The sequence below is a fragment of the Herbaspirillum sp. CAH-3 genome (genome assembly GCF_009668275.1).
Taxonomy (GTDB): Bacteria; Pseudomonadota; Gammaproteobacteria; order Burkholderiales; family Burkholderiaceae_D; genus Herbaspirillum; species Herbaspirillum aquaticum.
In genome coordinates this window covers 69578-94488 of sequence record NZ_VSWE01000018.1, presented here as the reverse complement: position 1 = coordinate 94488, position 24911 = coordinate 69578, and the positions used below count along the sequence as shown (strand labels likewise).

Annotated in this window: 17 protein-coding genes; 12 read left to right on the top strand and 5 right to left on the bottom strand. The window is 64.8% G+C overall.

The features are described from left to right. Window positions 1–2: 2 nt before the first annotated feature. Window positions 3–881 (bottom strand): oxygenase MpaB family protein, encoded by an 879-nt coding sequence (locus tag FYB76_RS21970; protein ID WP_154135077.1) that lies wholly within the window; start codon window positions 879–881, stop codon window positions 3–5. Window positions 882–1291: 410 nt separating this feature from the next. On the opposite strand from FYB76_RS21970, the gene FYB76_RS21965 reads away from it, so the two are divergent. The 4 genes from FYB76_RS21965 (at window position 1292) to FYB76_RS21950 (ending at window position 8918) form a co-directional block, all read left to right on the top strand. Continuing rightward, the gene (locus FYB76_RS21965; protein WP_154135039.1) at window positions 1292–4480 is read left to right on the top strand and encodes an efflux RND transporter permease subunit; all 3189 of its coding nucleotides are present in this window, start codon (window positions 1292–1294) and stop codon (window positions 4478–4480) included. Window positions 4481–4483: 3 nt separating this feature from the next. Beyond that, window positions 4484–5707: an efflux RND transporter periplasmic adaptor subunit gene (locus tag FYB76_RS21960; protein WP_154135038.1), complete on the top strand. Its 1224-nt coding sequence runs from the start codon at window positions 4484–4486 to the stop codon at window positions 5705–5707. Continuing rightward, window positions 5704–7188, top strand: a complete 1485-nt coding sequence (locus FYB76_RS21955) for an efflux transporter outer membrane subunit (RefSeq protein WP_154135037.1) — start codon at window positions 5704–5706, stop codon at window positions 7186–7188. Before FYB76_RS21960 ends, FYB76_RS21955 begins: the two co-directional genes overlap by 4 nt. A 179-nt stretch (window positions 7189–7367) precedes the next feature. Then, window positions 7368–8918 carry a methyl-accepting chemotaxis protein gene (locus FYB76_RS21950; protein WP_154135036.1) on the top strand — a complete coding sequence of 517 codons (1551 nt, stop codon included), beginning with the start codon at window positions 7368–7370 and terminating at the stop codon, window positions 8916–8918. Between the two features lie 125 nt (window positions 8919–9043). Here the strand turns inward: FYB76_RS21950 and FYB76_RS21945 are convergent, their stop codons facing one another. Beyond that, window positions 9044–9787, bottom strand: a complete 744-nt coding sequence (locus FYB76_RS21945; RefSeq protein WP_154135035.1) for a response regulator — start codon at window positions 9785–9787, stop codon at window positions 9044–9046. Continuing rightward, entirely contained in the window at window positions 9784–11238 is a 1455-nt protein-coding gene (locus FYB76_RS21940) for an ATP-binding protein (protein ID WP_088755509.1), read from the bottom strand. The genes FYB76_RS21945 and FYB76_RS21940 overlap by 4 nt, the downstream gene beginning before the upstream one ends. A gap of 226 nt (window positions 11239–11464) precedes the next feature. Between FYB76_RS21940 and FYB76_RS21935 the strand changes: the two genes are divergently transcribed. From FYB76_RS21935 to FYB76_RS21925, 3 genes are read left to right on the top strand one after another with little or no spacing between them, the layout of a single operon-like run. Next, window positions 11465–12745 carry an efflux RND transporter periplasmic adaptor subunit gene (locus tag FYB76_RS21935; RefSeq protein ID WP_229297061.1) on the top strand — a complete coding sequence of 427 codons (1281 nt, stop codon included), beginning with the start codon at window positions 11465–11467 and terminating at the stop codon, window positions 12743–12745. Between the two features lie 11 nt (window positions 12746–12756). Next, window positions 12757–15912 carry an efflux RND transporter permease subunit gene (locus FYB76_RS21930; RefSeq protein ID WP_154135034.1) on the top strand — a complete coding sequence of 1052 codons (3156 nt, stop codon included), beginning with the start codon at window positions 12757–12759 and terminating at the stop codon, window positions 15910–15912. Next, entirely contained in the window at window positions 15912–17411 is a 1500-nt protein-coding gene (locus FYB76_RS21925; protein WP_154135033.1) for an efflux transporter outer membrane subunit, read from the top strand. The genes FYB76_RS21930 and FYB76_RS21925 overlap by 1 nt, the downstream gene beginning before the upstream one ends. A gap of 15 nt (window positions 17412–17426) precedes the next feature. Here FYB76_RS21925 and FYB76_RS21920 read toward each other — a convergent pair whose 3' ends face one another. After that, window positions 17427–19064, bottom strand: coding sequence for a methyl-accepting chemotaxis protein (locus FYB76_RS21920; protein WP_154135032.1), 1638 nt, complete (start codon window positions 19062–19064; stop codon window positions 17427–17429). A gap of 492 nt (window positions 19065–19556) precedes the next feature. On the opposite strand from FYB76_RS21920, the gene FYB76_RS21915 reads away from it, so the two are divergent. The 5 genes from FYB76_RS21915 (at window position 19557) to FYB76_RS21895 (ending at window position 23776) form a co-directional block, all read left to right on the top strand. Continuing rightward, the gene (locus FYB76_RS21915) at window positions 19557–20411 is read left to right on the top strand and encodes an NAD(P)-dependent oxidoreductase (protein WP_154135031.1); all 855 of its coding nucleotides are present in this window, start codon (window positions 19557–19559) and stop codon (window positions 20409–20411) included. Between the two features lie 248 nt (window positions 20412–20659). Next, window positions 20660–21493, top strand: a complete 834-nt coding sequence (locus FYB76_RS21910) for an amino acid ABC transporter permease (RefSeq protein ID WP_154135030.1) — start codon at window positions 20660–20662, stop codon at window positions 21491–21493. Continuing rightward, a complete protein-coding gene (locus tag FYB76_RS21905; RefSeq protein WP_088755514.1) occupies window positions 21490–22143 on the top strand; it encodes an amino acid ABC transporter permease in 654 nt (217 codons plus the stop codon). The genes FYB76_RS21910 and FYB76_RS21905 overlap by 4 nt, the downstream gene beginning before the upstream one ends. Next, on the top strand, window positions 22127–22921 hold the full coding sequence (locus tag FYB76_RS21900) for an amino acid ABC transporter ATP-binding protein (RefSeq protein WP_195724696.1): 795 nt from the start codon (window positions 22127–22129) through the stop codon (window positions 22919–22921). Before FYB76_RS21905 ends, FYB76_RS21900 begins: the two co-directional genes overlap by 17 nt. Window positions 22922–22972: 51 nt before the next feature. Then, window positions 22973–23776, top strand: coding sequence for a transporter substrate-binding domain-containing protein (locus tag FYB76_RS21895; protein WP_088755516.1), 804 nt, complete (start codon window positions 22973–22975; stop codon window positions 23774–23776). A gap of 74 nt (window positions 23777–23850) precedes the next feature. On the opposite strand, the gene FYB76_RS21890 is transcribed toward FYB76_RS21895, so the two are convergent. After that, on the bottom strand, window positions 23851–24573 hold the full coding sequence (locus FYB76_RS21890; protein WP_154135029.1) for a FadR/GntR family transcriptional regulator: 723 nt from the start codon (window positions 24571–24573) through the stop codon (window positions 23851–23853). Between the last annotated feature and the right edge of the window lie 338 nt (window positions 24574–24911).

Sequence of the window (24911 nt, the reverse complement as noted above, 5' to 3'; positions counted from 1 at the left end):
GGTCAGGGCTGCGGCGGCAAGCCCATGCGCCTGCGTGCCAGGTGGATGGAGCCGTTGCGCATGGCCCAGCGGATCGGCTGCGCGGCCAGCCATACCGAACGCCGCAGCAGTTCGCGCCGTAGCGGTCCGCGCGGGGTCACGCCCAGCATCTCCTGCGCCCAGGGCGGCAGCAGGTCCACGCCACCGCGCATCATCAACCGCGTCCACGGCTGTGCTACCGCGTTGGGAGCAGGCGCATTCAAGACCAGTTGCAAGGTCGCGCGGGTGCGATCGTCGCAGCGCAATTGCGGCCGCATGCGCTCGATGTAACCGGCGATGGCCGCCCTTGAACGCGGGACCTCGCGTGCGCCCAGCGCTTCAGCCACGCAGGCGATCTCATCCAGGTACTGGTCCTGGCGCGCCGCCGGGAAATCCGGACGGCGATAGCGCAGATAGCCCTGCAGGAAGCAGTGCACCTCGGCCACGTGGACCCAGGTGAGCAGGTCCGGATCGCTGGCCGCATAAGGGCGTCCGTCAGGTGCCACGCCGGTGATGCCAAGATGAATCCGTTTGACGCGGTCGATCAGGCGCTCGGCGTCCCCCCGGCTGCCGAAGGTGGTGCCGGCCACGAACTGCGCGGTGCGGCGCAGGCGGCCCAGCATGTCAGCCTGGAAGTTGGAGTGGTCCCACACGCCGGCCAGGGGCAGGGGATGCAGCATCTGCAGCAGCAATGCAGCGACGCCGCCGGTGAGCATGGCGGTGAAATCGCTGTGGACCTGCCACGCCGCCGAGTCCGGACCGAACAGGCCGGGATCGCCCGGTGGCTGCAGGAAATCGGCACTGCCGTGGCCACGGCTGATGGCGAGGACGTTGGCTTCGATGCGCTGGCGCAGGAATTCCATGATGCAGAAAAAGCGGAAGGGAAGGGCAGTGTGCCATAGCGACTGCATTCCTGCCGGCGCCGCCATGTGGACATTTTTCCGGTTGGGTTTGCAGCCCGCGAGAAGCGTTTCGCTGACATTTCTGTCAGAAAGCGATTTGTCGCAACGCCCCCTGCACGCGGCCTGCGGGGCCGTTACAATAGCCACGCCGTACGGTCCCAGAAGAACAACATCGGGGCCGCAGGACAGGGAACAGGACGGCGCAATTCAGGCAACGCGGTCGGGGCACCGGGGAAGCACGCCAGGCCGCGCAACACGAACTACAGCATTGCGGGAGAGGACGGCAGGCATCGCACGGGATGCCGGTCGCGGGCATGGGTGAGCCACAGCACGCCTGGTCCGGCCTGCCCGTTTCACAGGGATAGCAGTTCATGAACATGGTCGCGCTGGCCTTGCGCCGCCCGTACACCTTCATCGTGATGGCCTTGCTCATCGTGCTGGCCACGCCGTTGACGCTGAAGAACATGGCCACCGACATTTTCCCCGAGATCAATATCCCGGTGGTCTCCGTGATCTGGAACTACAACGGCCTGTCGGCCCAGGAAATGGGCCAGCGCATCGCCGCCCAGAACGAGCGCGGGCTGACCACGGTGGTGAGCGACATCGAACACATCGAGTCGCAATCCCTGGCCGGGGTGGCCGTGATCAAGGTGTTTTTCCAGCCCAAGGCCAACATCCAGACCGCCATCGCCCAGGTGGTGGCCTCGGTGCAGTCGCAGTTGCGCCAGCTGCCGCCGGGCATCACGCCGCCACTGGTGATCAAGTACTCGGCCTCGAGCATCCCGGTGATGCAACTGGCGCTGTCCTCGCCCACGCTGCCCGAGCAAACCGTCTTCGATGCCGCCGTGCAGACGCTGCGCCCGCAGCTCATCACCATCCCCGGCGTGGCCGTGCCCTTTCCCTATGGCGGCAAGACGCGCCTGATCTCGGTCGACCTCGATACGCCTGCGCTGCAGTCGCGCGGCCTTTCGCCCATCGACGTGGTCAACGCCATCAACACCCAGAACCTGATCCTGCCCTCCGGTACGGCCAAGTTCGGGGGCACCGAATATTCGGTCAAGATCAACGGCTCGCCGGAGGCGGTGGCCGGCTTGAATGAACTGCCGGTGCGCACCGCCAACGGTGCCACGATCTACCTCAAGGACGTGGCCAACGTGCGCGACGGCTTCTCGCCCCAGACCAACGTGGTGCGCCAGGATGGCGCGCGCGGCGTGCTGCTGTCCATCCTCAAGAATGGCGGCGCCTCCACCCTGGACATCGTCGACAACCTGCGCAAGCTGCTGCCCACCGCCGCCCAGACCCTGCCGGAAGACATCAAGATCACGCCGCTGTTCGACCAGTCGCTGTTCGTGAAGGCAGCCGTGACCGGCGTCATCAGCGAGGCGCTCATCGCCGCCGGGCTGACGGCCGCCATGGTGCTGCTGTTCCTGGGCAACTGGCGCAGCACGCTCATCATCGGGCTGACCATTCCGCTGTCCATCATGGCGGCCATCCTGATGCTGGCCGCGCTGGGCGAGACGCTCAACCTCATGACCCTGGGCGGCCTGGCGCTGTCGGTGGGCATCCTGGTGGACCAGGCCATCGTCACCATCGAGAACATCGAGCGCCACCTGCACCTGGGCAAGCCGCTGCATGACGCCATCATCGTCGGGGCCGGCGAGATCGGCGTGCCGGCTTTCGTGGCGACGCTGTGCATCTGCATCGTGTTCGTGCCGATGTTCTTCCTCTCGGGCGTGGCGCGCTTCCTGTTCGTCCCGCTGGCCGAAGCGGTGGTGTTCGCCATGGCCGCTTCCTACCTGCTCTCGCGCACCCTGGTGCCGACCCTGGTGATGCTGCTCATGGGCAGTCACGGCCAGGTCGACAGCGCCAAGGCGAGCCTGCTGCAGCGGCTCTATCGCGCCTTCGACAACCGCTTCGAGCGCGTGCGCCATGGCTATACGCTGGTGCTGTCTTCGCTCTTGGCGCACCGTCGCCGTTTCGCGCTGGGCTTCCTGGGGTTCTGCCTGCTGTCCTGCCTGCTCTATCCCTTCCTCGGGCGTGATTTCTTCCCCAACGTGGATGGTGGCCAGATCCGCCTGCACATGCGCATGCCGACCGGTACCCGCATCGAGGAAACCGCGCGCGCCGCCGATGAGGTCGAGCGCGTCATCCGCTCGCTGATCCCGGCGTCCGAGCTGGAGACCATCCTCGACAACCTGGGCGTGCCCAACTCCGGCATCAACCTCTCCTACAGCAACGCCGGCACCATCGGCACGCTCGATGGCGAGATCCTGATGGCATTGAAGGAGGGCCATCGTCCCACCGAGGAACTGGTATCGCTGTTGCGCGAACAGTTGCCGCGCCGTTTCCCGGGCATCGAATTCTTCTTCCAGCCGGCCGACATCGTCACCCAGATCCTCAACTTCGGCCTGCCAGCGGCCATCGACGTGCAGTTCACCGGCCCCAACATGGAAGCCAATGCGCGCCTGGCCGCCGAACTGACCAAGCAGATCCGCCAGATTCCGGGCGCGGTCGACGCCCACGTGCACCAGCGCCTGGATGGTCCCTCGCTGGACCTGCGCATGGATCGCACGCGCCTGCAGCAGTTCGGCCTGTCGGCGGCCAACGTCGGGCAGAACCTGCTCATTGCCTTGTCCGGCAGCTCCCAGACACAGCCGGCCTTCTGGCTCAATCCCAACAATGGCGTGGTCTACAGCATCGCGGTGCAGTCGCCGCAATACCAGGTCGATTCACTCGATGCCCTGCTCAACATCCCGGTCGGTGCCGGTGCCAACGCCACCACTCCGCCGCAGCTGCTGGGCAACCTGGTCGATGTGCATGCCGGACGCCAGATGGCGGTGGCCTCGCGCTACAACATCTCGCCGGCCATCGATGTCTATGTCAGCGTGCAGGGCACCGACCTGGCCAGCGTGGCCGGCAAGGTCGCCAAATTGGTGGAGGAGATCAAGCCCAAGCTGGCGCGCGGCAGCCAGGTGGTCATCCGTGGCCAGGTGGAGACCATGCAGTCCTCCTTCATCGGCCTGGGCGTGGGGCTGGCCATGGCCATCGTGCTGGTCTACCTGCTGGTGGTGGTGAACTTCCAGTCGTGGATCGATGCAGCCATCATCATCGCCGCCTTGCCGGCCGCCCTGGCGGGGATTGCGTGGATGCTCTTCATTACCGGCACCACGCTGTCGGTACCGGCCTTGACGGGCGCGATCATGACCATGGGGGTGGCCACCGCCAACAGCATCCTCATCGTCGCCTTTGCCCGGCAGCGCCGCGAGGAGGGCGCGACCCCGCTGGCCTCCGCCCTGGAAGCGGGTTCCACCCGTATCCGTCCGGTGCTCATGACCGCGCTGGCGATGATCATCGGCATGATCCCCATGGCCCTGGGCCTGGGCGAGGGGGCCGAGCAGAACGCGCCGCTGGGGCGCGCCGTGATCGGGGGCCTGCTGCTGGCCACCGTATCGACCTTGTTCTTCGTGCCGGTGGTGTTCGCCGGTGTGCATCAGCGGCTGGCCCGCCGCGCCGAAAGGCGACGTCATCTGGCGGGCGGGCCCGCACATCAGGAGTCTTGAACCATGTCGCATGACCGTCATTCCGAACTCGGTATCCACCCCCTGGGCGAGGGCGAGCCGCAACAGCGCCAGCAGATGATGAAACGCGCCCGGCTGGTGCTGGTCGTGGTGCTGGTATTGCTGGCCGCCGGTGCCGCGCGCACCCTCATCAGCCGCGCTGCCAACGCCCGTGCGCTGGAGGCCGGCACCGCTGAACGCGCCAAGATCTTCGTGCGGGTGGCGCCGGCCCGCAGCAGCGCCGACGGCCAGACGCTGGCCCTGCCGGGCAGCCTGCAGGGCTTCGTGCAGTCGCCCATCTCGGCACGCTCGGGCGGCTACCTCAAGCGCTGGACCAAGGACATCGGATCGGAAGTGAAGAAGGGCGAACTGCTGGCCGAACTCGATACGCCTGAGATCGACCAGCAACTCTCGCAAGCCCTGGCCGCACGCCAACAAGCGGCCTCCAGCATGGAGCTGGCAAGGAGTTCGATGGCGCGCTGGGAAGCCCTGCGCAAGAAGGACGCCGTCTCCCAGCAGGAACTCGATGAACGCCGCAGCGCCTTTGCCCAGGCCAGTTCCAACCTGGCGGCGGCCGACGCCAACGTCGAGCGGCTGCGCCAGGTGGAAGGGTTCAAGCGCATCGTGGCACCGTTCTCGGGCATCATCACGCGCCGCAATGTGGATGTGGGCGACCTGATCGACCCGGGCGCGGGCCGTGCGCTGTTCGTGCTGTCGCAGACCGATCCGCTGCGGGTCTACGTCAATGTGCCGCAGGCCTACGCCAACCTGGTCAAGACGGGCCAGCAGGTGACGGTGACCCAGTCCGAACTGCGGGGACGCAAGTTCGAGGGCAAGGTGGCACGCACCGCTGGCTCCATCGATGCTGCCACGCGCTCGATGCAGATCGAGGTCACGCTCTCCAATGCCGACAACGCGCTGCTGCCCGGTGCCTTCGTGCAGGTGCAGCTGCCGTTGAAGCCCAGCGGCACGCTGCTGGTAGCGGCCGATACGCTGATGTTCCGGCGTGATGGCTCGCTGGTGGCGGCCGTGGATGAGCAGAACAATGTGCGCCTGAAGACGGTCAGGCTGGGGCGCAATTTCGGCCTGACGGTGGAAGTGCTGGAGGGCTTGAAGGGCGATGAAAAACTGATCCTCAATCCTTCCGATTCGCTGGCTGAAGGCGACCAGGTCGAGCCTACACTGGAGCAGCCCAAGGACAAGGCCGCCGACAAGAAGGCCGCCTCATGAGCCTGCCGCGCCGCCACAGCATCGCTCCAGCCTTGGCCCTGGCCAGCACCCTGCTGCTGGCCGCCTGCGCCAGCGGTCCGGACTACGTGCGCCCGCAGCTCGACATGCCCGCCGCCTGGACCCCGGAAGCCCCGTGGCGCGCCATGCAGCCGCAGGACGCCGCCCCGCGCGGGCCGTGGTGGGAGCGCTTCAACGATGCGCAACTCAATGCCCTGCAACAGCAGGCCCTGGCCGGCAACCAGACGCTGGCCATCGCCAGTGCGCGGCTGGCGCAGGCGCGTGCGCAGCTCGATGTGGCGGGCGCGGCGCAGTCGCCCCAGCTGGGGATCAATACGCGTGCGGCACGCGCCCGCATCTCGGCCAACAGGCCGCTGACCAACTACAACTCGCCCAACTTCTCGACCGTACAAAACGATTTCGCGCTGGGCTTGAATGTCAGTTACGAACTGGATTTCTTCGGACGCGTGCGGCGTTCAGTAGAAGCGGCCACGGCCTCGGCCCAGCAATCGGCAGCGGACCTGGAAAATACCCGCCTGCTGCTGACGGCTGAACTGGCCAGCAATTACTTCAACCTGCGCGAGCTGGACATCGAGCTGGACGTGGTCAGGCGTGCCATCGCGCTGCAGCGCAAGGCCCTGGAACTGGCTACCTCGCGCCACGACCTGGGCGCCACCTCGGGGTTGGACGTGGCCCAGCAGCAAGCCCTGCTGGACAACACGCTGACCCAGGTGGACCTGCTGGGCCGCCAGCGTGCGCAATACGAGCATGCCATCGCCACGCTGACCGGCACGCCGGCACCCGCCTTCAGCCTGCCGCCGTCGCTGGCGCCCATCGCGCTGCCCGACATTCCGCTGGGCATCCCGTCGGACGTGCTGGAGCGCCGCCCGGACGTGGCTGCCGCAGAGCGCTCCATGGCCGCGGCCAATGCGCAGATCGGGGTGGCCAGCGCAGCCTTCTACCCCAGTTTCATGCTGCAGCCCGGTTATGGCGTGGACAGCCGCAACTGGGCCACGCTCTTCAATGCCCCCAGCGTGCTGTGGTCGCTGGGCGTGTCGGCCTCGCAGAGCCTGTTCGATGCCGGTCGCCTGCGCGCCGGTGTGGACTTCACCCAGGCCGGCTACAACGCCACCGTGGCGACCTATCGCCGCACCGTGCTGACCGCGATGCAGGAAGTGGAAGACGGCATCACCGGTATCGCTTCACTGGACCGCGCCTGGCGGCAATCGCAATCGGCCATTGCCAGTGCCCGCCGCGTGCTGGACATCGCCACCAGCCGTTACGAAGGCGGTGCCACGCCTTATCTCGATGTCATCACCGCCCAGCAGGCCCTGCTCAACAGCGAACGCCAGGCCGCGCAATTGATGGGGCAGCGGCTGCTGGTGTCGGTGTTCCTGATCAAGGCGCTGGGCGGGGACTGGCATGAGCGCCGTGAGCAAACGCCTCTTGTGCAATCGAAAACTTTATCGCCTGAAGAGAGGTAGTGATCAGGTGGCCTGACCAGTTTGCACCATGAGCTATGCCTTTGCTGTCTGGCTTGTCAGCTTCAGGCAGGAAGCGGGCAATTGCCCCGTAAACGCCCGTGTAATCGGCGTTATGGCCGCTTTCAGACCTGCCTAGAATCGCTGGTGGAATCCATCACCAGCAGAACAACGAGGCAGACATGAACTGGTTCAACAACCTGAAGATCGCCAAGAAGCTCATTCTTTCCTTTGCGGCCGTCATCATCCTGACGGTCATTCTCGGCGTGTTTGCGATTCGCGAGTTGAAGGCGGTGAACCAGGCTTCCACCGACATGGCCACCAACTGGCTGCCCACGATCAAGGCGGCGCAGTCGATCCAGGCCTCGCTGCCGCGCATGCGCATTTCCGAGTTGCAGATGATCACGGCAGCCACTCCGGCCGAGCGTGAAGATGCGCTCAAGGCCATCAAGTCGCGCCTGGAGATCCTGGCCAAGCAGCGCGCCACTTACGAAGCCCAGATTTCGGAAGCGGAAGAGAAGCTGGCCTACGAAAAGTTCTCCAAGAGCTTCGCCACCTACCTGGAGATCGACAAGAAGCTCGCCGAGATTTCCGGTGAGGGCAAGGAAGAAGAAGCGCGTGCGATCTTCAAGGGCGACTCCAACAAGACCTTCCGCAGCATGCTGGAAAGCATGGACGAGATCATCAAGATCAACGACGCCGGCAGCACGCGTTCGGACCAGGCTGCCACCGATGTCTTCAATGCTGCGCGTGCCTGGATCATCGGCCTGCTGGCCGCCATCGTGGTGATCGCCTTCGGGCTGGCGCTGGCAGTGGCCCGCGCGGTGTCGCGTCCGCTCAATGAGGCGGTGAGCGTGGCCGAGCGCGTGGCACAGGGTGACCTGACGGTGGACATCCGTTCCGACAGCAAGGATGAAACCGGCATGCTCATGCATTCCCTGCGCGCCATGAACGACAGCCTGCACAAGATCGTCAGCGAGGTGCGCTATGGCACCGATGCCATCACCACGGCCTCGCAGGAGATCGCCACCGGCAACCTGGACCTGTCCTCGCGCACCGAAGAGCAGGCCGGCTCCCTGGAAGAAACCGCCTCGGCCATGGAAGAACTGACGGCCACCGTCAAGCAGAACGCCGACAACGCGCGCCAGGCCAACCAGCTGGCCGCCTCGGCCTCGGACGTGGCCAGCCAGGGCGGTGAAGTGGTGGGCCAGGTGGTGCAGACCATGGAAGGCATCACCGAGAGCTCTAACCGCATTGCCGACATCATCACGGTGATCGACGGCATCGCCTTCCAGACCAACATACTGGCCTTGAATGCCGCCGTGGAAGCGGCCCGTGCCGGCGAGCAGGGACGCGGCTTTGCGGTGGTGGCCTCGGAAGTGCGTTCACTGGCGCAGCGTTCGGCGTCTGCCGCCAAGGAGATCAAGCAGCTCATCGACGACTCGGTACAGAAGGTCGGTGCCGGCAGCGAGCTGGTCGAGCGTGCGGGTGCCACCATGAGCGAGGTGGTGGCCAGCGTCAAGCGCGTCACCGACGTGGTGGCCGAGATCAGCGCGGCCAGCAGCGAGCAGAGCACCGGCATCGAGGAAATCAACCGCGCCATCACCCAGATGGATGAAGTGACCCAGCAGAATGCGGCGCTGGTCGAAGAAGCCGCCGCCGCCGCGCAGTCCTTGCAGGACCAGGCCGGGCGCTTGTCGCAGGTGGTGAGTGTGTTCAAGATCCAGCGTTGAGGCGGGTTCGGCGGGGCGTGCTTCAGCAGGCTCCGCCAAACGTATTTTATGGTTACGCCGTCCATATATACCGTATATGCCGCACCCTCCATTCATTCCAATCCGGAATGAATGGAGGGTGTCTTTCATTCCGGTGGAAACGCGAAGCAATAACCCACGCCATACACCGCCTGGATGGCATTGTGTCCGGGGAAGCAGGGTTCGAGCTTGCGGCGCAGGTTCTTGATGTGGGTGTCGATGGCGCGATCGGTGACTGAGCGGTCGTCATCGTGCAGGTGATTGAGCAGCTGTTCCCGCGAAAACACCTGGCCCGGCGCGGCGGCGAAGGTCTTGAGCAGCCGCAGTTCCAGCGGCGTCAGGTTGAGCGGCTCGCCGCGTACGCTGGCCTGGTGGCGGGTCTCGTCGATGACCAGCGGCGAGCTGCCCTGCGGCGGCGGTTCCGCTTGTGCTGAACGCTGTACGGAGGCATTGCGCCTGAGCATGGACTTGACCCGTGCCACGATCTCGCGCGGCGAAAACGGTGTCTTGCCGATGTAGTCATCGGCCCCCAGCTCCAGGCCGCGCAGGCGGTCTTCTTCCTCGGCGCGGGCCGTCAGCATCAGTACCGGCACGTCCGAGAAGGTGCGCAACTGGCGGCAGATTTCCCACCCATCCATCCCCGGCAACATGATGTCGAGCAGGATCAGGTCCGGCCGCTGCGCCCGGACTGCATCCAGCGCCGCATCCCCGCGCGCCACATGGCGTGAGTCATAGCCGGCCACCGCCAGGTATTTCTGCAGCAGTTCAGCCAGCTTGGGCTCGTCCTCGACGATGAGGATGTCGGCCCGCTCGGGCGCGGTGAACAGGAAATCTTCGTTGGGCCCGCTCATGCCATGTCTCCCTCATCGTCCAGGCGGGCCGGCAGCACCACCGCGACCCGCAGTCCGCCCAGGGGGGATGCCGTGGCCCCGATGGTCCCCTGGTGCGCATCAACGATGCGGCGGCAGATCGCCAGGCCCAGCCCGGCGCCGCCACTGGCACGGTTGCGCGAGGCCTCGACCCGGAAGAAGCGCTCGAACAGGCGCGCCATCACCTCAGGGGGCACGCCCGGTTCGCTGTCATCGAAGACCAGGTGCCAGTGCTGTTGCAGCAGTTGCGCATGCACCTGCAGGCGGCCCCCGCTGTCGGTGTAGCGCAGGCTGTTTTCGAAGAGGTTGTTGAACAGTTGCTGAAGACGCGCCGCGTCGGCATGCACCGGCATGGCGGCGGGCAGGGTGCAGCTCAGCGTCATGCCGCGCTGGCTGAAGCGCTCGGCATAGATCGCCGCGCTGTCGCGCAGCAGCGGCGCCAGGTCGATGTCGGTGCGGCGATAGGTGAGGGCACCGGCATCGGCCAGCGACAGATCGTAGAGGTCGCCGACCAGCTTGTTGAGATGTTCGACTTCGCTCTTGAGCGAGCGCAGGGTTTGCGCATCCGGCTGCAGTACGCCATCTTCCAGGGCCTCGAGCTGGCCGTTGAGGATGCCCAAGGGGGTGCGCAATTCATGCGAGACATCGGCCATGAACTCGCGCCGCAGTTTCTCGTTGCGTTCCAGGGTCATGGCCAGCTGGTTGAAGTCCTGGGCCAGCATGCCCACTTCGTCGCCCGATTCCACTTCCACCCGGATCGCGTAATCGCCGCCGGCCAGCCGGTGCGTGGCACGCGCCACACGGGTGAGGGGACGGGTCAGCACCCCCGAGATGCGCACCACCAGGAAGGCGGCCAGCATCACGGCTACCACCGCAATGATGATCTGCGCCAGGAACTGGCTTTGCTGGAACCGCAGGTCGATGGAGCCGATGACGCTCTCGAAGGGCGTCTGCGCGACCCAGCCGACGATGACGTCATCCTGCAGCAGCGGGCTCAGCCGCGCATCAGGACCGACCGCGGGATAGCCGATCACCAATTGGCGGCGGGCATCAAGCAGCGAAAAGCGCAGGGTTGCACCGGTCAGGTCGGAGGGGGTGAAGGTGGGGCCTGAAGCGCGTACTGCACCGCCATGTTCGACGATGGCCGGCTTCATCAATTCGAACCAGGCGCGCGGATTGTCGCGCAGGAACTCCCAGTTGCCGTGCTCGCGATAGGCCTGCTCCAGGCGCGGCACCATGTCTTCCATGCGCTGCTGGGCCTGCTCGTTGAGATAGCCGAGGAAGTCGCGGTTGAAGATGTAATGCCCCGCGCCATTGATGGCTGCGATCACCACCACGATCAGGGCCAGCATCGCATAGAAGAGCTTCAGGCGAATGTTGGCGCGATAGAAGAAGCGGTCGGTCAGCTCGGCGATCGAGTGGGCGATGGACATGGGATGCAGCAGGCGGTCGGTGGAATCAGGCCAGAGCTTATCAAGAACGGGGCCGGTGGTGGTGCATCAGGGGCCGATGTGACGCGCGCTGTTGCAGGGCGGACATACTGCCGCGCTTGCTCATTTTTCCCTCACATTTGTTGCCGATAATCGCAGGTCCGATAGCTCATTGCGCCCGGAACCCGCGCCCATGGCGGCTGGCGGACGGGCAGAAAGCCACCCGATCATGCAAGAAAACCTCTCACTTCCGCGTCGTCCGGGGCGCAGTTCCTCCACCGCAGCCCGCCTGGCGCTGTCGCTGGTGCTGGTGGCCGTCCTTGGCGCCTGCTCCAAATCCGGCGACCAGCCCAAGCCTGCCGCCCAGTCCGAAGTCGGCTACATCGTCGTCAAAGCCCAGCGCCAGGCGCTGACCACCGAGCTGCCCGGCCGCACCACGGCCTACCTGGCGGCCGATATCCGTCCGCAGGTCGGCGGCATCATCCAGAAGCGCCTGTTCAAGGAAGGCAGCAACGTCAAGGCCGGCCAGCCGCTGTACCAGATCGATCCGGCCAGCTACCAGGCCGCCTACGACAGTGCCAAGGCTTCCCTGCTCAAGGCACAGGCCACGCTGGCTTCCTCGAAGCTGAAGGCAGACCGTTATGCCGAGCTGAACAAGATCGACGCCGTCTCCAAGCAGGACAATGACGACGCCCAGAGTACGTTGCGCCAGAACCAGGCCGACGTGGAAGTGCAGAAGGCCGCAGTGCAGACGGCGGCCATCAACCTGCAATACACGAAGATCCTCTCGCCCATCTCGGGCCGCATCGAAAAATCCAGCGTCACCCCCGGCGCGCTGGTGACGGCCAGCCAGACCACCGCACTGACCACGGTGCAACAGATCGATCCGATCTACGTCGACGTGACGCAATCCACCGTGGACCTGCTGCGCCTGCGCCGCGAACTGGCCAGCGGCCAGATCAAAAGGAGCGGTGACAATGCCGCCCAGGTCAAGATCCTGCTGGAAGACGGCTCCACCTATGAGCGCACCGGCAAGCTCGAATTCACGGGCCTGTCGGTCGATACCGGCACCGGCATGATCACGCTGCGTGCGGTGGTCCCGAATCCGGACGGGGTGCTGCTGCCCGGCGCCTACGTGCGTGCGGTGCTGGAAGAAGGCGTGGATGAACACGCGCTGCTGGTGCCGCAGAAGGCCGTCAGCCGCGACCAGACCGGTGCGGCGACGGCCCTGGTACTGGGGGCCGACGGCAAGGTTCAGCAGCGCCTGGTGACCGTGGCGCGTGCCGTGGGCAACAACTGGTGGATCAGCCGTGGCTTGCAGCAAGGCGACAAGCTCATCGTCGATGGCTTGCAGAAGGTACGCACCGGCGACACACCGCGCGCCATCGACATCACCGACAGCCTGCAAAAGGACCTGGCGCGTGAAGCCGCTGCGGCGGCCGCCGATCCCTCGCTGGGCGGTGATGCCGACCCGGCCGCTGCCCCGGCCACCAGCGCCCCGGCGAAGTAAGCGAGGCACACATGGCACGTTTCTTTATCGACCGGCCCATCTTCGCGTGGGTCATCGCCATCATCATCATGCTGGGCGGGATGATGTCGATCCGCTCGCTGTCGCTGGAGCAATACCCGGACATCGCCCCGCCCAAGGTCAACATCAAGGCCACCTACACCGGTGCCTCGGCCAAGACCCTGGAAGACTCGGTGACCCAGGTCATCGAGCAGCAGATGAAGGGCCTGGACAACCTGCAATACATGTCGGCCAGCTCCAGTTCGGCCGGCAGCGCCACGGTGGCGCTGACCTTCACCGCCGGTACCAATCCGGACGTGGCCCAGATGCAGGTGCAGAACAAGCTGCAGCAGGTCACGGCACGCCTGCCGCAGGCGGTGCAGAACAATGGCGTGACCGTCACCAAGGCGTCGACCGACATCCTCATGGTGCTGTCGCTGACCTCGGATGATCCGCGCATCACCAGCATCGACATCGGCGACTTCATCAGCAGCACGCTGACCGATCAGATCAGCCGCGTGGAAGGCGTGGGCGACGTGACCGCCTTCGGCACCAATTACGCGATGCGCATCTGGATCGATCCGGCCAAGCTGCAGAAGTACGCGCTGATGCCGTCCGACGTCACCAGTGCGCTCGAAGCGCAGAACACCGAAGTGTCGGCCGGCGAGATCGGCGCATTGCCGGCGCAACCGGGGCAGCAGATCAATGCCACCATCACGGCGCGCAGCAAGCTGACCACGCCGGATGAATTCCGCAACATCATCGTCAAGTCCTCCGCCGATGGTTCGGTGGTGAAACTCTCTGACGTGGCCCGCGTGGAGCTGGGTGGCGAGAGCTACCAGGTGGCCTCGCAGCAGAACGGCAAGCCGTCCTCGGCGCTGGCGATCCAGCTGGCCACGGGCGCCAATGCACTGGCCACGGCGGATGCGGTCAAGAAGAAGATGGCCGAGCTGGAGCCCTACTTCCCGGCCTCCATGAAGCTCAAGACCAACATCGCCTACGACACCACGCCCTTCGTGCGCGTGTCCTTGGAAGAAGTGGTCAAGACCCTGATCGAAGCCATCGTGCTGGTGGTGCTGATCATGTACCTGTTCCTGCAGAACATCCGCGCCACCTTCATCCCGGCCATCACGGTGCCGGTGGTGCTGCTGGGGACCTTCGGCATCCTGGCCATGTTCGGCTATTCCATCAACACCCTGACCATGTTCGGGATGGTGCTGGCCATCGGCTTGCTGGTGGACGATGCCATCGTGGTGGTGGAAAACGTCGAGCGTCTGATGAGCGAAGAAAAGCTCAGTCCCAAGGAAGCCACGCGCAAGTCCATGCAGGAAATCACCGGTGCGCTGGTGGGTATCGCCATGGTGCTGTCGGCGGTGTTCATCCCGATGGCCTTCTTCGGCGGATCGACCGGCGTGATCTATCGCCAGTTCTCCATCACCATCGTCTCGGCCATGGCCTTGTCGGTGATGGTGGCGCTGACCCTGACGCCGGCCCTGTGCGCCACGCTGCTCAAGCCGCATGCGGCTGGCCATGTGCAGCAGGGAAAATTCTTTACCTGGTTCAACCGCACCTTTGACCGCAGCGCGACCCGCTACCAGGGCGGCGTCGGCGGCCTGCTCAAGCGGGGCAAGCGCGGCCTGCTGATGTATGCCTTGATCGCCGTGGCGATGGCGGTGCTGTTCATGCGCCTGCCCACTTCCTTCCTGCCGGAAGAAGACCAGGGCGTGCTGATGGCCCAGATCCAGCTGCCCACGGGCGCGACCGCCGAGCAGACCGCCACCGTCGTGAAGACCGTGCAGGAATACTTCATGAACAAGCCCGAGTCGGTCGAATCGGTACTGGCCATCGTCGGTGCCGGTGTGGGCGGCAACAGCCAGAACGGTGCGCGTGCCTTCATCCGCTTGAAGGAGTGGGACCAGCGTACCGGTACCGGGCAGTCGGCTTCCGAACTGGTGCGCATGGCCAACGCCGACTTGTCCAAGATCCGCGGCGCGCGTGTGTTCCTGATGAACCCGCCTGCGGTGCGCGGCCTGGGACAGAGTTCCGGCTTCGACCTGGAATTGAAAGATGTGGGCGGTGTGGGCCACGATGCGCTGTTGAAGGCGCGTGACCAGTTCCTGCAACTGGCGCGCGGCAATGCGCTGCTGGCCAACGTGCGCACCACCGGCCTGGACGACACGCCGCAATTGCGCGTAGCCATCGATGATCGCAAGGCCGATGCGCTGTCGATTGCGACCGCCGACATCAACTCGACCTTGGCCACCGCCATGGGCGGTACCTACGTCAATGACTTCCTCAGCAATGGACGCGTCAAGAAGGTCTATGTGCAGGGCGACTCGGCCTTCCGCATGCAGGCCGAAGACCTGAACCGCTGGTACGTGCGCAACTCGGCCAGCCAGATGGTGCCTTTCTCGGCCTTCATGAGCAGCAAGTGGACCTATGGCCCGTCGCTGCTGGAGCGTTACAACGGCGTATCTTCCTTCGAGATCGTCGGTGAACCGGCAGCGGGCGTGAGCTCGGGCACGGCCATGGCCGAAGTGGAAAAGCTGGTGGCGCAACTGCCGGCCGGCATCGGCTTCGAGTGGACCGGTTCGTCCTACCAGGAGCGGCTCTCGGGCAACCAGGCGCCGATGCTGTATGCGATTTCCATCCTCTTCGTGTTCCTCTGCCTGGCCGCCCTCTATGAGAGCTGGTCGGTGCCCTTCGCGGTGATCCTGGCGGTGCCGCTGGGCATCGTCGGGACGGTGCTGCTGACGGGCATTTTCGGCATGTCCAACGACGTGTATTTCCAGGTGGGGCTGCTGACCACCGTGGGCCTGTCGGCCAAGAACGCGATCCTCATCGTGGAATTCGCCAAGCAATTGCACGAGTCCGGAAAGAGCCTGCGGGACGCGACCCTGGAAGCGGTGCAGCTGCGCCTGCGCCCCATCCTGATGACCTCGCTGGCCTTCATGTTCGGCGTGCTGCCGCTGGCCGTGGCCAGCGGTGCCGGCTCGGCCAGCCGCCGCGCCATTGGTACGGGCGTGCTGGGCGGCATGTTGTCGGCGACCTTGCTGGGCATCTTCTTCGTGCCCCTGTTCTACTACCTGATCGGCACCTGGCTGGATCGCCGCGCGGCGAAGAAGCCACGCCGGGATGACGATCACGCGACACAAAAGGAGGGCGTGTGATGACCCGGCCCGCACAACAGTCTTCGATTCCCTGGACCCGTACGGCCATGTTGCTGGCGCTTGCTGCAGCGCTGTCCGGCTGCGCCAACCTCGCGCCCGATTACGCGCAACCGGCCGCACCGGTACCTGCCAGCTGGAGCCAGCAGGTCGACGGCAAGCCGGTCGGCGGCAGTGCCGGCAAGGCCGCTGGCGAGATCGATGCCGATCAGCTCGGCTGGCGCGAATTCTTCCTTGATCCCCGCCTGCAGCAGGTGATCGCCGCCGCGTTGGAGAACAACCGTGACCTGCGGGTGGCGGCCTTGAACATCGAGAAGGCGCGCGCGCAATATCGCATCACCGATGCCGATCGCTATCCGGCCATCTCCGCCACGGGCACCAGCACGGCCAGCCGCACGCCGGCCGAGTTGTCCACCAGCGGCCGCGCCGCGGTGTCACGGCAGCAGAGCGTGACGGTGGGAGTGAGCGCTTACGAGCTGGATTTCTTCGGCCGCCTGAAGAACCTCTCCGATGCAGCATTGGAAACCTACCAGTACCAGGTCGAGACGCGTCGCAGCACCCACATCAGCCTGGTGGCCGAAGTCGCTACCGCGTGGCTCACGCTGGCGTCCGACCGTGAGTTGTTGAAGCTGGCGCAGGACACCTATGCCAGCCAGTCACGGACCTTCGAACTGAGCCAGCGCAGCCACGATATCGGTACCGTCTCCGGAGTCGATCTTGCCAGCCAGGAAGCCACGGTGCAAGCGGCACGCGCCGATGTGGCCAGCTATACCAGCCAGGTTGCGCAGGACATCAACGCGTTGCGCCTGCTGGTCGGGGCCGATGTGGATGCGGCGCTGTTGCCGGCCGGTTTGCCGGACACCGCCAGCGTATTGCCTGCCACGCCTGCGGGCTTGCCCTCGCAAGTATTGCTGCGTCGCCCGGATGTGCTGGCGGCCGAACATACCTTGAAGTCCGCCAATGCCGACATCGGTGCGGCGCGCGCGGCCTTCTTCCCCAGCATTTCGCTCACGGCCGATGGCGGAACGGCCAGCCGTACCCTGGGCGGCTTGTTCAAGGCGGGCAGTGGCAGCTGGAGTTTCGTGCCATCGATCAACCTGCCCATCTTCAATGCGGGCAGCCTGCGCGCCAGCCTGGATTCGGCCAAGATCACGCGCGATATCGATGTGGCCAATTACGAGAAGGCGATCCAGACCGCCTTCCGGGAAGTGGCTGATGCGCTGGCCGTGCGCGCCACGCTGGACCAGCGGCTGGATGCGCAGGGCCGGGCCACGGCGGCCAGCGAAAAGGCCTTCCGCTTGTCCGAGGCGCGCTACAAGAATGGCATCGACAGCTATCTCACCACGCTGGTGGCGCAGCGTACGCTGTACTCCGCACAGCAGACGCTGATCTCGCTGCGCCTGACCGAGCAGAGCAATCGCATCACGCTCTACAAGGTCTTGGGCGGCGGCTGGAGTGAAGAGACGGCACAGCCTGGGGCGGCAGCGCACAGTCCGTCCTGATGGTGGCAGCAGTGCTCAGCGCATCGCAATGCGCGGCGGTGCCGGCGTGATGTCGATGGTGAGCGTGCCGTCGTCATTGGCAGCCGGATCGGCTTCCATCTGCGCCGCACTGAGCTTGAAGGCGCCCACCAGATGGCTCAGGTGATCGGCCTGCTGGCTCATCGATTGCGATGCTGCAGCGGCTTCTTCCACCAGGGCCGCATTCTGCTGGGTATTCTCGTCCAGCCGTGCGATGGCGTCATTGACCGCGAGGATGCCCTCGGTCTGCGCCTGGCTGGCATCGCTGATCTCGGCCACCACCGCCGTCACGCGCTGCACGCTGGCCACCACTTGCTGCATGGTCCCGCCTGCCTGCTGCACGAGGCGGCTACCGTCGCTCACGCTGGCCACCGAAGTGTCGATGAGCTGCTTGATCTCATGCGCGGCCGCTGCCGAACGCTGCGCCAGTGAACGGACTTCCGCGGCCACCACGGCAAAGCCGCGGCCCTGTTCACCGGCTCGCGCCGCTTCCACCGCGGCGTTCAACGCCAGGATGTTGGTCTGGAACGCGATGCTGTCGATCACGCCGATGATGTCGACGATCTTGCGCGAGGCCGCATCGATCTGGCCCATGGTGGAGACTACCTGCTGCACCACCGCGCCACCTTGGCTGGCGATGTCGGAGGCCGAGCCGGCCAGTTCGTTGGCCTGGCGCGCGTTGTCTGCATTGCGGCGCACGGCGGCGGTGAGTTCTTCCATGGCGGCCACGGTTTTCTCCAGGGTCTCGGCCTGTTGCTCAGTACGCTCCGACAGGTTCTGGTTGCCCATGGCGATTTCGGAAGAGGCCCCCGCAATCGTATGGGTGCCGGTGCGCACCTGCTGGACCAGCGAGGCCAGCTTGTCGCGCATCACGCGGATTTCATACAGCAGGCTGGTGCGGTCACCCGCCTTGGTGTCGACCGGCGTGGAGAGTTCGCCATGCGCGATGCGTCCGGCAATTTCCACTGCATAGCGCGGTTCGCCGCCCAGCTGGCCCAGCAGGCTCCTGCGGATCATCCACGCCGTTGCCATCGAGACCACCAGGATCACGGCACCACACAGGATCACCAGCCGCAGCGAGCTGTCGAAGAGCGCATCCGCCGCAGCACTGGCTTGCTGGTTCTCGCGTTGTACGGACTTGAGCAGCACGTCGATGTCGGCCACGATCTGGCGGCGCAGCGGGCTGCACTCCTTGACCAGGAACTCACCGTAGGCTTCCATCTGGCCGCGTTCACGATAGTGGCGCGGGCGCTTCAGTTCTTCCGCCATCGCCAGCAGCCCGGCCTTGGCCTTCTCGAACTGGGCATTGCCGGCCATCGCCGGCTCCAGCTGGCGAAGGGCGGACAGGTACAGGGCTTTCTGCTCATCGACGATGGCCAGCTCGCGCGCCGCATCAGCGTCGTCACGGAAGATGTAGGCGTTGCGCGCGGACATGCCGGTCTGGTCCAGCGCCTCGCGGGCCACATACAGCGGCTCCAGCCTGGTTTCGGTCACCTGGTCCTGGTAGCGCATCGCGCCGGAAATGGCGTGCATGCGCAGCAGCGCGATGGAAATCAATACCAGCATCAGTGCGATCACGATGCCGAAGCCGATACGCAATTGCGTACCGATCTTGAGTTTGCTCAGGGAATGCATGGTCTCTTGCTTTTCTTGGTCATGGGTCCGGCGGCGCGGCGTAGCGGACGGGGAAATGGACGAAGGGAACCTGCCGCAATGGCCGCGCATCGATCTGGCGGCCGGACCGTCGCAGGGACGTGGTGACAGGCTGCTTTCCTTCTGGCAAGCAGTGTAAATGAGAAGAATTTCGCGGCCAAGTCATTTCGGCGTTTGGCGCATATTTGTCTCATTTGATGGAATATGGCGTGGTTTTGGAGTCAGATGAGCGCAAAATCGCGTGAGATTCCTGAGAGGATTTCCTACGTGAAGCTTCATATCCCTCCGCCGTAATTGCCCCCGAATCCGGTTGACAAGCCGTACCTCGCCGGGAATAATCCGCCCAGTGATACGACGACGTACAAGCTCTGCCGACCCGATGCAGGCACAGGGCGATCGGCGACATCACCGCCTTTGAATGCAGCACCCGATCCGACAACAACAACGATGAGCAACCATCAGGAGACAGCCCGCATGAGCGCAGACACCGACCGTGATGCGTGGCAGACCGCCCGTTTTTCCCGCCTCCTGCTGACCGGCGCTGCCGGTGGCGTGGGCCGGCAATTGCGTGGCCGCCTGGCGTCTTTCGCCGAGCATGTGCGGGTAGCGGATCTGGCTGTGGCCATGGAGGCCGCCGGCCCTGCGGCCGCGCATGAAGAAGTGCTGGGCTGCGACCTGGCCGATCGCGCTGCGGTCGATGCCATGGTGGCGGGCTGCGAGGCCATCATCCACCTGGGTGGCGTGTCGGTGGAGCGTCCCTTCGAAGAGATCCTGGAAGCCAACATCAAGGGCGTCTTCCACATCTACGAGGCCGCACGCCGGCGTGGCGTCAAGCGCGTCATCTTCGCCAGCTCCAATCACGTCACCGGTTTCTATGGACAGGATGAGCGCATCGATGCGCACGCCATGAAGCGGCCCGATGGCTACTACGGCTTGTCCAAGTCCTATGGCGAAGACATGGCGCAGTTCTACTTCGACCGCTATGGCGTGGAGACGGTGAGCATCCGCATCGGTTCGATCTTCCCGGAAGCGACCAACCGCCGCATGCTGGCCAGCTGGATGAGCATGGACGATTTCGAGCAACTGCTGCGCCGTGCGCTGTTCATCCCTGGCGTGGGCCACACCATCGTCTACGGCATGTCGGCCAACGCCAAGACCTGGTGGGACAACCGCCACGCCGCGCACCTGGGCTATGCGCCCAAGGACAGTTCGGAGATCTTCCGCGCCAAGGTGGAAGCGCAACCGCAGCCGGCTGCCGATGATCCGGTTGCGACGCTGCAAGGCGGCGCCTTCACGGCCGCCGGACCCTTTGATCCGCTGGCGAACTAACTTAAGTTGTCCACAGCATTTTCCCGTTTCATCGCGGCAGTCCCGTTGTAGTCCATCGCCGCAGTTCATTGAATTTCCCGCGCGCTACGCCCTTCTCCAGCGCGCGGCATGGCAGCACCGCACGCAACAGCTTGACCTGAATCGCAGCAAGGCAGCACCCGGCACACCGGGCCGCTCGCACGCAGCAGGATCGCGCCCGCGCCGCACCGATGTCCGGTTCCCTGAAACCTTGATGGACCCGGCAGCCCATGAACTTCTCTCTCGACTTCACGCCACTGGCGCCGTACTGGCCCGTGTTCCTGCACGGTGCCTGGCTGACGCTGAAGATGACGACGCTGGCTGTCATCGTGGGCGTAGCCATCGGCATCTTCGTCGCCTTCGCCAAGAACAGTCCCCATCGCCTTGTAGCCCGCACCTGCAGCGGCTACATCGAGGTGGTGCGCAATACCCCGTTCCTGGTGCAGATCTTCCTGCTGTATTTTGGTCTGGCCAGTCTCGGTATCCGCATGCCGACCTTCGCGGCAGCGGTGCTGGCGATGATCATCAACATCGCCGCCTATGCCGCCGAGATCATCCGTGCCGGCATCGATTCGGTCCCGCGCGGACAGATCGAGGCCGCCGAATGCCTGGGCCTGTCGGTCTGGCGCATCCGCTGGCACGTGATGCTGCAGCCGGCCATCGAGCGCGTCTATCCGGCGCTGACCAGCCAGTTCCTGCTGATGATGCAGGCCTCGGCGATGGCCTCGCAGATATCGGCCGAGGAGCTGACGGCCATTGCCAATACCGTGCAGTCCGATACCTTCCGCTCACTGGAAACCTATCTCGTGGTGGCTGCCCTGTATTTGGTGCTGGCCGTGCTGGTCAAGCTGGTGGCTTATTCCATCGGTGAAACTATTTTCAAGCGCCGCCGCACCTTGCGCCGCGCGGCCGCGCAGGGCAGACGCAGTCCGGTGTCGCGCTTGCCCGCCAGCGATCCGGCAGGGATGGCGCCGCTGGCCCATATACCGTATGTGCATGGCGCGGCACGACCGGTAGCCGTCAACACCGCAGCTGCGCTGCGCATCGAAGGGAGCACATCGTGATGGGCAACTTCAGCTGGACCTATTTCTTCTTCATGGTGCAGTCCATCGGCTGGACCCTGGTCTTGTCGCTACTGGCCTTCGTGCTCGGCGGCATCGGCGGATTCCTGGTGATGCTGGCGCGCATCTCGCCACGCGCCTGGCTGCGGCGACCGGCCCTCCTTTTCATCGAATGCGTGCAGGGCATTCCCTTGCTGATCCTGCTCTTCATCGTCTATTTCGGACTGTCGGTCTACGGGCTGGTGCTGCCGGCGCTGGTGGCGGCGGGGCTGGCGATGATGATCTATGCCAGCGCCTATCTGGGCGACATCTGGCGCGGTTGCGTGGAAGCCATGCCGCGCCCGCAGTGGGAGGCCTCCGAATGCCTGTCGCTGACGCGCTGGCAGACCCTGCGCCTGGTCATCATCCCGCAGGCCACGCGGCTGTCGCTGCCGCCGACCATCGGCTTCCTGGTGCAGTTGATCAAGATGACCTCGCTGGCCTCGGTCATCGGTTTCGTCGAACTGACCCGGGCCGGGCAGATCATCAACAACTCCATCTTCCAGCCCTTCCTGGTGTTCCTGCTGGTGGGGTCGTTCTACTTCCTGCTCTGCTATCCCTTATCGCGCTGGAGCGCATCCATGGAGAGAAAGCTCAATGTCAGCCATCGCTAAGCCCGAATCCGCACCGCATCTGCGCGCCGTGGCGGCGTCACCGGAACCGCAGCCGGTCATCGTCCGGCTGGACCAGGTCTACAAGAGTTTCGGCGACAACCAGGTCTTGAAAGGCGTGTCCTTTGAAGTGGCGCGCGGCGAGATGATCGCCATCATCGGTGCCTCCGGTTCCGGCAAGTCCACGGCACTCCGTTGCATCGACCGGCTGGAGACCATCGACTCCGGCAGCATCGAAGTGGCCGGCATCCGTGTCGATGATCCACACGTGGACCTGCACCAGCTGCGGCGCGAGGTCGGCATCGTGTTCCAGAGCTACAACCTGTTCCCTCACCTCAACGTGCTGGAAAACGTCATGCTGGCCCTGCGCCACGTCAAGCAGCAGGACAAGGCCGAGGCGCGCCGCGTGGCCCTGGCCGCGCTGGCGCAGGTGGGGCTCGACGAAAAGGCCCATGCCTATCCCGAGCAGCTCTCCGGCGGGCAGCAGCAGCGCGTGGCCATTGCGCGCTCGCTGGCGATGTCACCCAAGGTGATGCTGTTCGATGAAGTGACCTCGGCACTGGACCCGCAACTGACCGGCGAAGTGCTGCGCGTGATGGAAGACCTGGCCGCCAATGGCATGACCATGCTGCTGGTGACGCACGAGATGAACTTCGCCAAGCGCGTGGCCGACCGCATCATCTACATGCACCAGGGCCGGGTCTGGGAAGTTGGTCCCGGCGACATGCTGGACCATCCGCACACCCCCGAACTGCAAGCCTTCCTGGCCGCCGACCTGTAGCGCAAACGCTGTTGCCTGACCTGACCATTCCTAAAATAACGGAGACACAAAATGCAACTAACCCCATTACGCCACCTCGTACGCCCCGCCATAGCGGCCCTGGTCCTGGGCCTGGCCGCCCATGCCGCGCACGCCGACCAGCTCGACGATATCAAGAAGGCCGGCAAGATCCGCATCGCCACCACATCCAGTACGCCGCTGTTCGGCTACAGCGACGACAAGCTGCAACCGGCCGGCTCCGACGTCGATGCTGCGCGCCTGCTGGCGCAGGACCTGGGCGTGCAGCTCGACCTGATCCAGGTGGCCAATGCCGCGCGGGTGCCGACCCTGCAATCGAATCGCGCCGATATCGTGGTGGGTTCGCTGTCGATCACGCCGGAGCGCTTGAAGGTCATCGATTTCTCCACGCCCTACGCTGTGATCAGCCTCATCATCGGTGCGCCCAAGAGCATGGCCATCAAGGACTATGCGGACCTCAACGGCAAGCGCATCGGCGTCACCCGCGCCACGCCCAACGATACGCTGACCACGCAGAACGCCAAGGGTGCGGAGATCATGCGCTACGAAGATGATGCAACCCTCATCACCTCGATGGTCACGGGCCAGGTGGAAGTGTTCTCCAGCACGCCTTCGAACCTGCAGGAAATGCAGAAGAAGGCGCCGGGCAAGAACCTGGAAATGAAGTTCGAACAGAAGGCGTTTGACCTGGGCATTGCCATCAACAAGAACCAGCCGCGCCTGAAAGAATGGATCGACAACTGGGTCAAGACCAACCAGAAGAATGGCAAGCTCAATGCCATCTACAAGAAGCATCACGGCCGCGACCTGCCGGCCGCCGTGCAGAATCCCGCTTAAGCCGTCTTTGATCCAGCCACGCCGGGCGCAACATGGCCCGGCGTTGTTGCGTCACCTGCCGTCTTGTGCCGCCTTCAGCCGCCTTCGAAGATGCGCTGGCGCGCATGCCCGATGTGGGCGCGCATGGCCGCCTCGGCGTCTGGCGCCGAACCTTGGGCGATGGCATCGATGATGGCCTGGTGTTCGTCATCGATGACCTGGATGCGCTCACCCTCCTGGGGTGAACCCAGGTTCTGTGCCAGTTCCATGCACTGGCGGATCGGGCCCAGTGCATGTTCGATGGTGGAGATGAAGAAGGGATTGCGGGTGGCCCGGGCGATGGCCATGTGCAGCGCCAGGTCTTCCTCCACGCCGGTCTGTCCTTCCAGTTGCGCGCGCCGCAGCGCTTGCAGGCAATGGCGCATCAGGGCGATGTCCTCTTCCTCGCGGGCGGTGGCCGCAATGCCTGCCGCACCGACTTCCACGCACTGCCGAAACGCGTAATAGCGCTCCACGTCAGGGATGCTGGCAATCTGCGCCGGCGCGCTGCTTTGCAGGACCGGCAGCCGCTGCACATAGTTGCCCGAGCCCCGGCGCGAGACCACGATGCCTTCCGAACGCAGGCGCGTGAGCGCTTCCCGTACCGTCGTGCGGGAAGCCTCGTAGCGCTGCGCCAGTTCCACTTCGGTGGGCAGCTTGCGGTTCTCACCCAGTTCCCCGCGCAGGATGGAAGCGATGATCTGCTTGCAGATGTGTTCGGACCGGCTGAGCTGGCCGCGACGTGAAGAATCAGGGGAGGGCGGGTTGAATGCTGACATGTACGATGACTGCTGCCGAAGAGTTCGTCTGCGGTCACTATGAAGGGTTCTGCGCCGGGGCGCAAGCCTGGGGCGTCCGGCGCGCGGGAAGATTCACCTTGCTCCTCCGAAATCGGCCTGCCAAGCCCATTCCAGGAAGGAATCTGCATTTAATTCGGTTGACTTCCCGAGCCGCGATCATTAGAGTTGTCCACCTGCATGAAGAATTAGTCCGACTAATCGCAGCTTAACTTATACGACATCGTATAAATGAAATGATAAAAAAGATAATAAAACTTCATCTGGAGACAGGCATGCATTCCCGATCTGCCTGACACCAGGCGGCCCCGTGCCGCCCG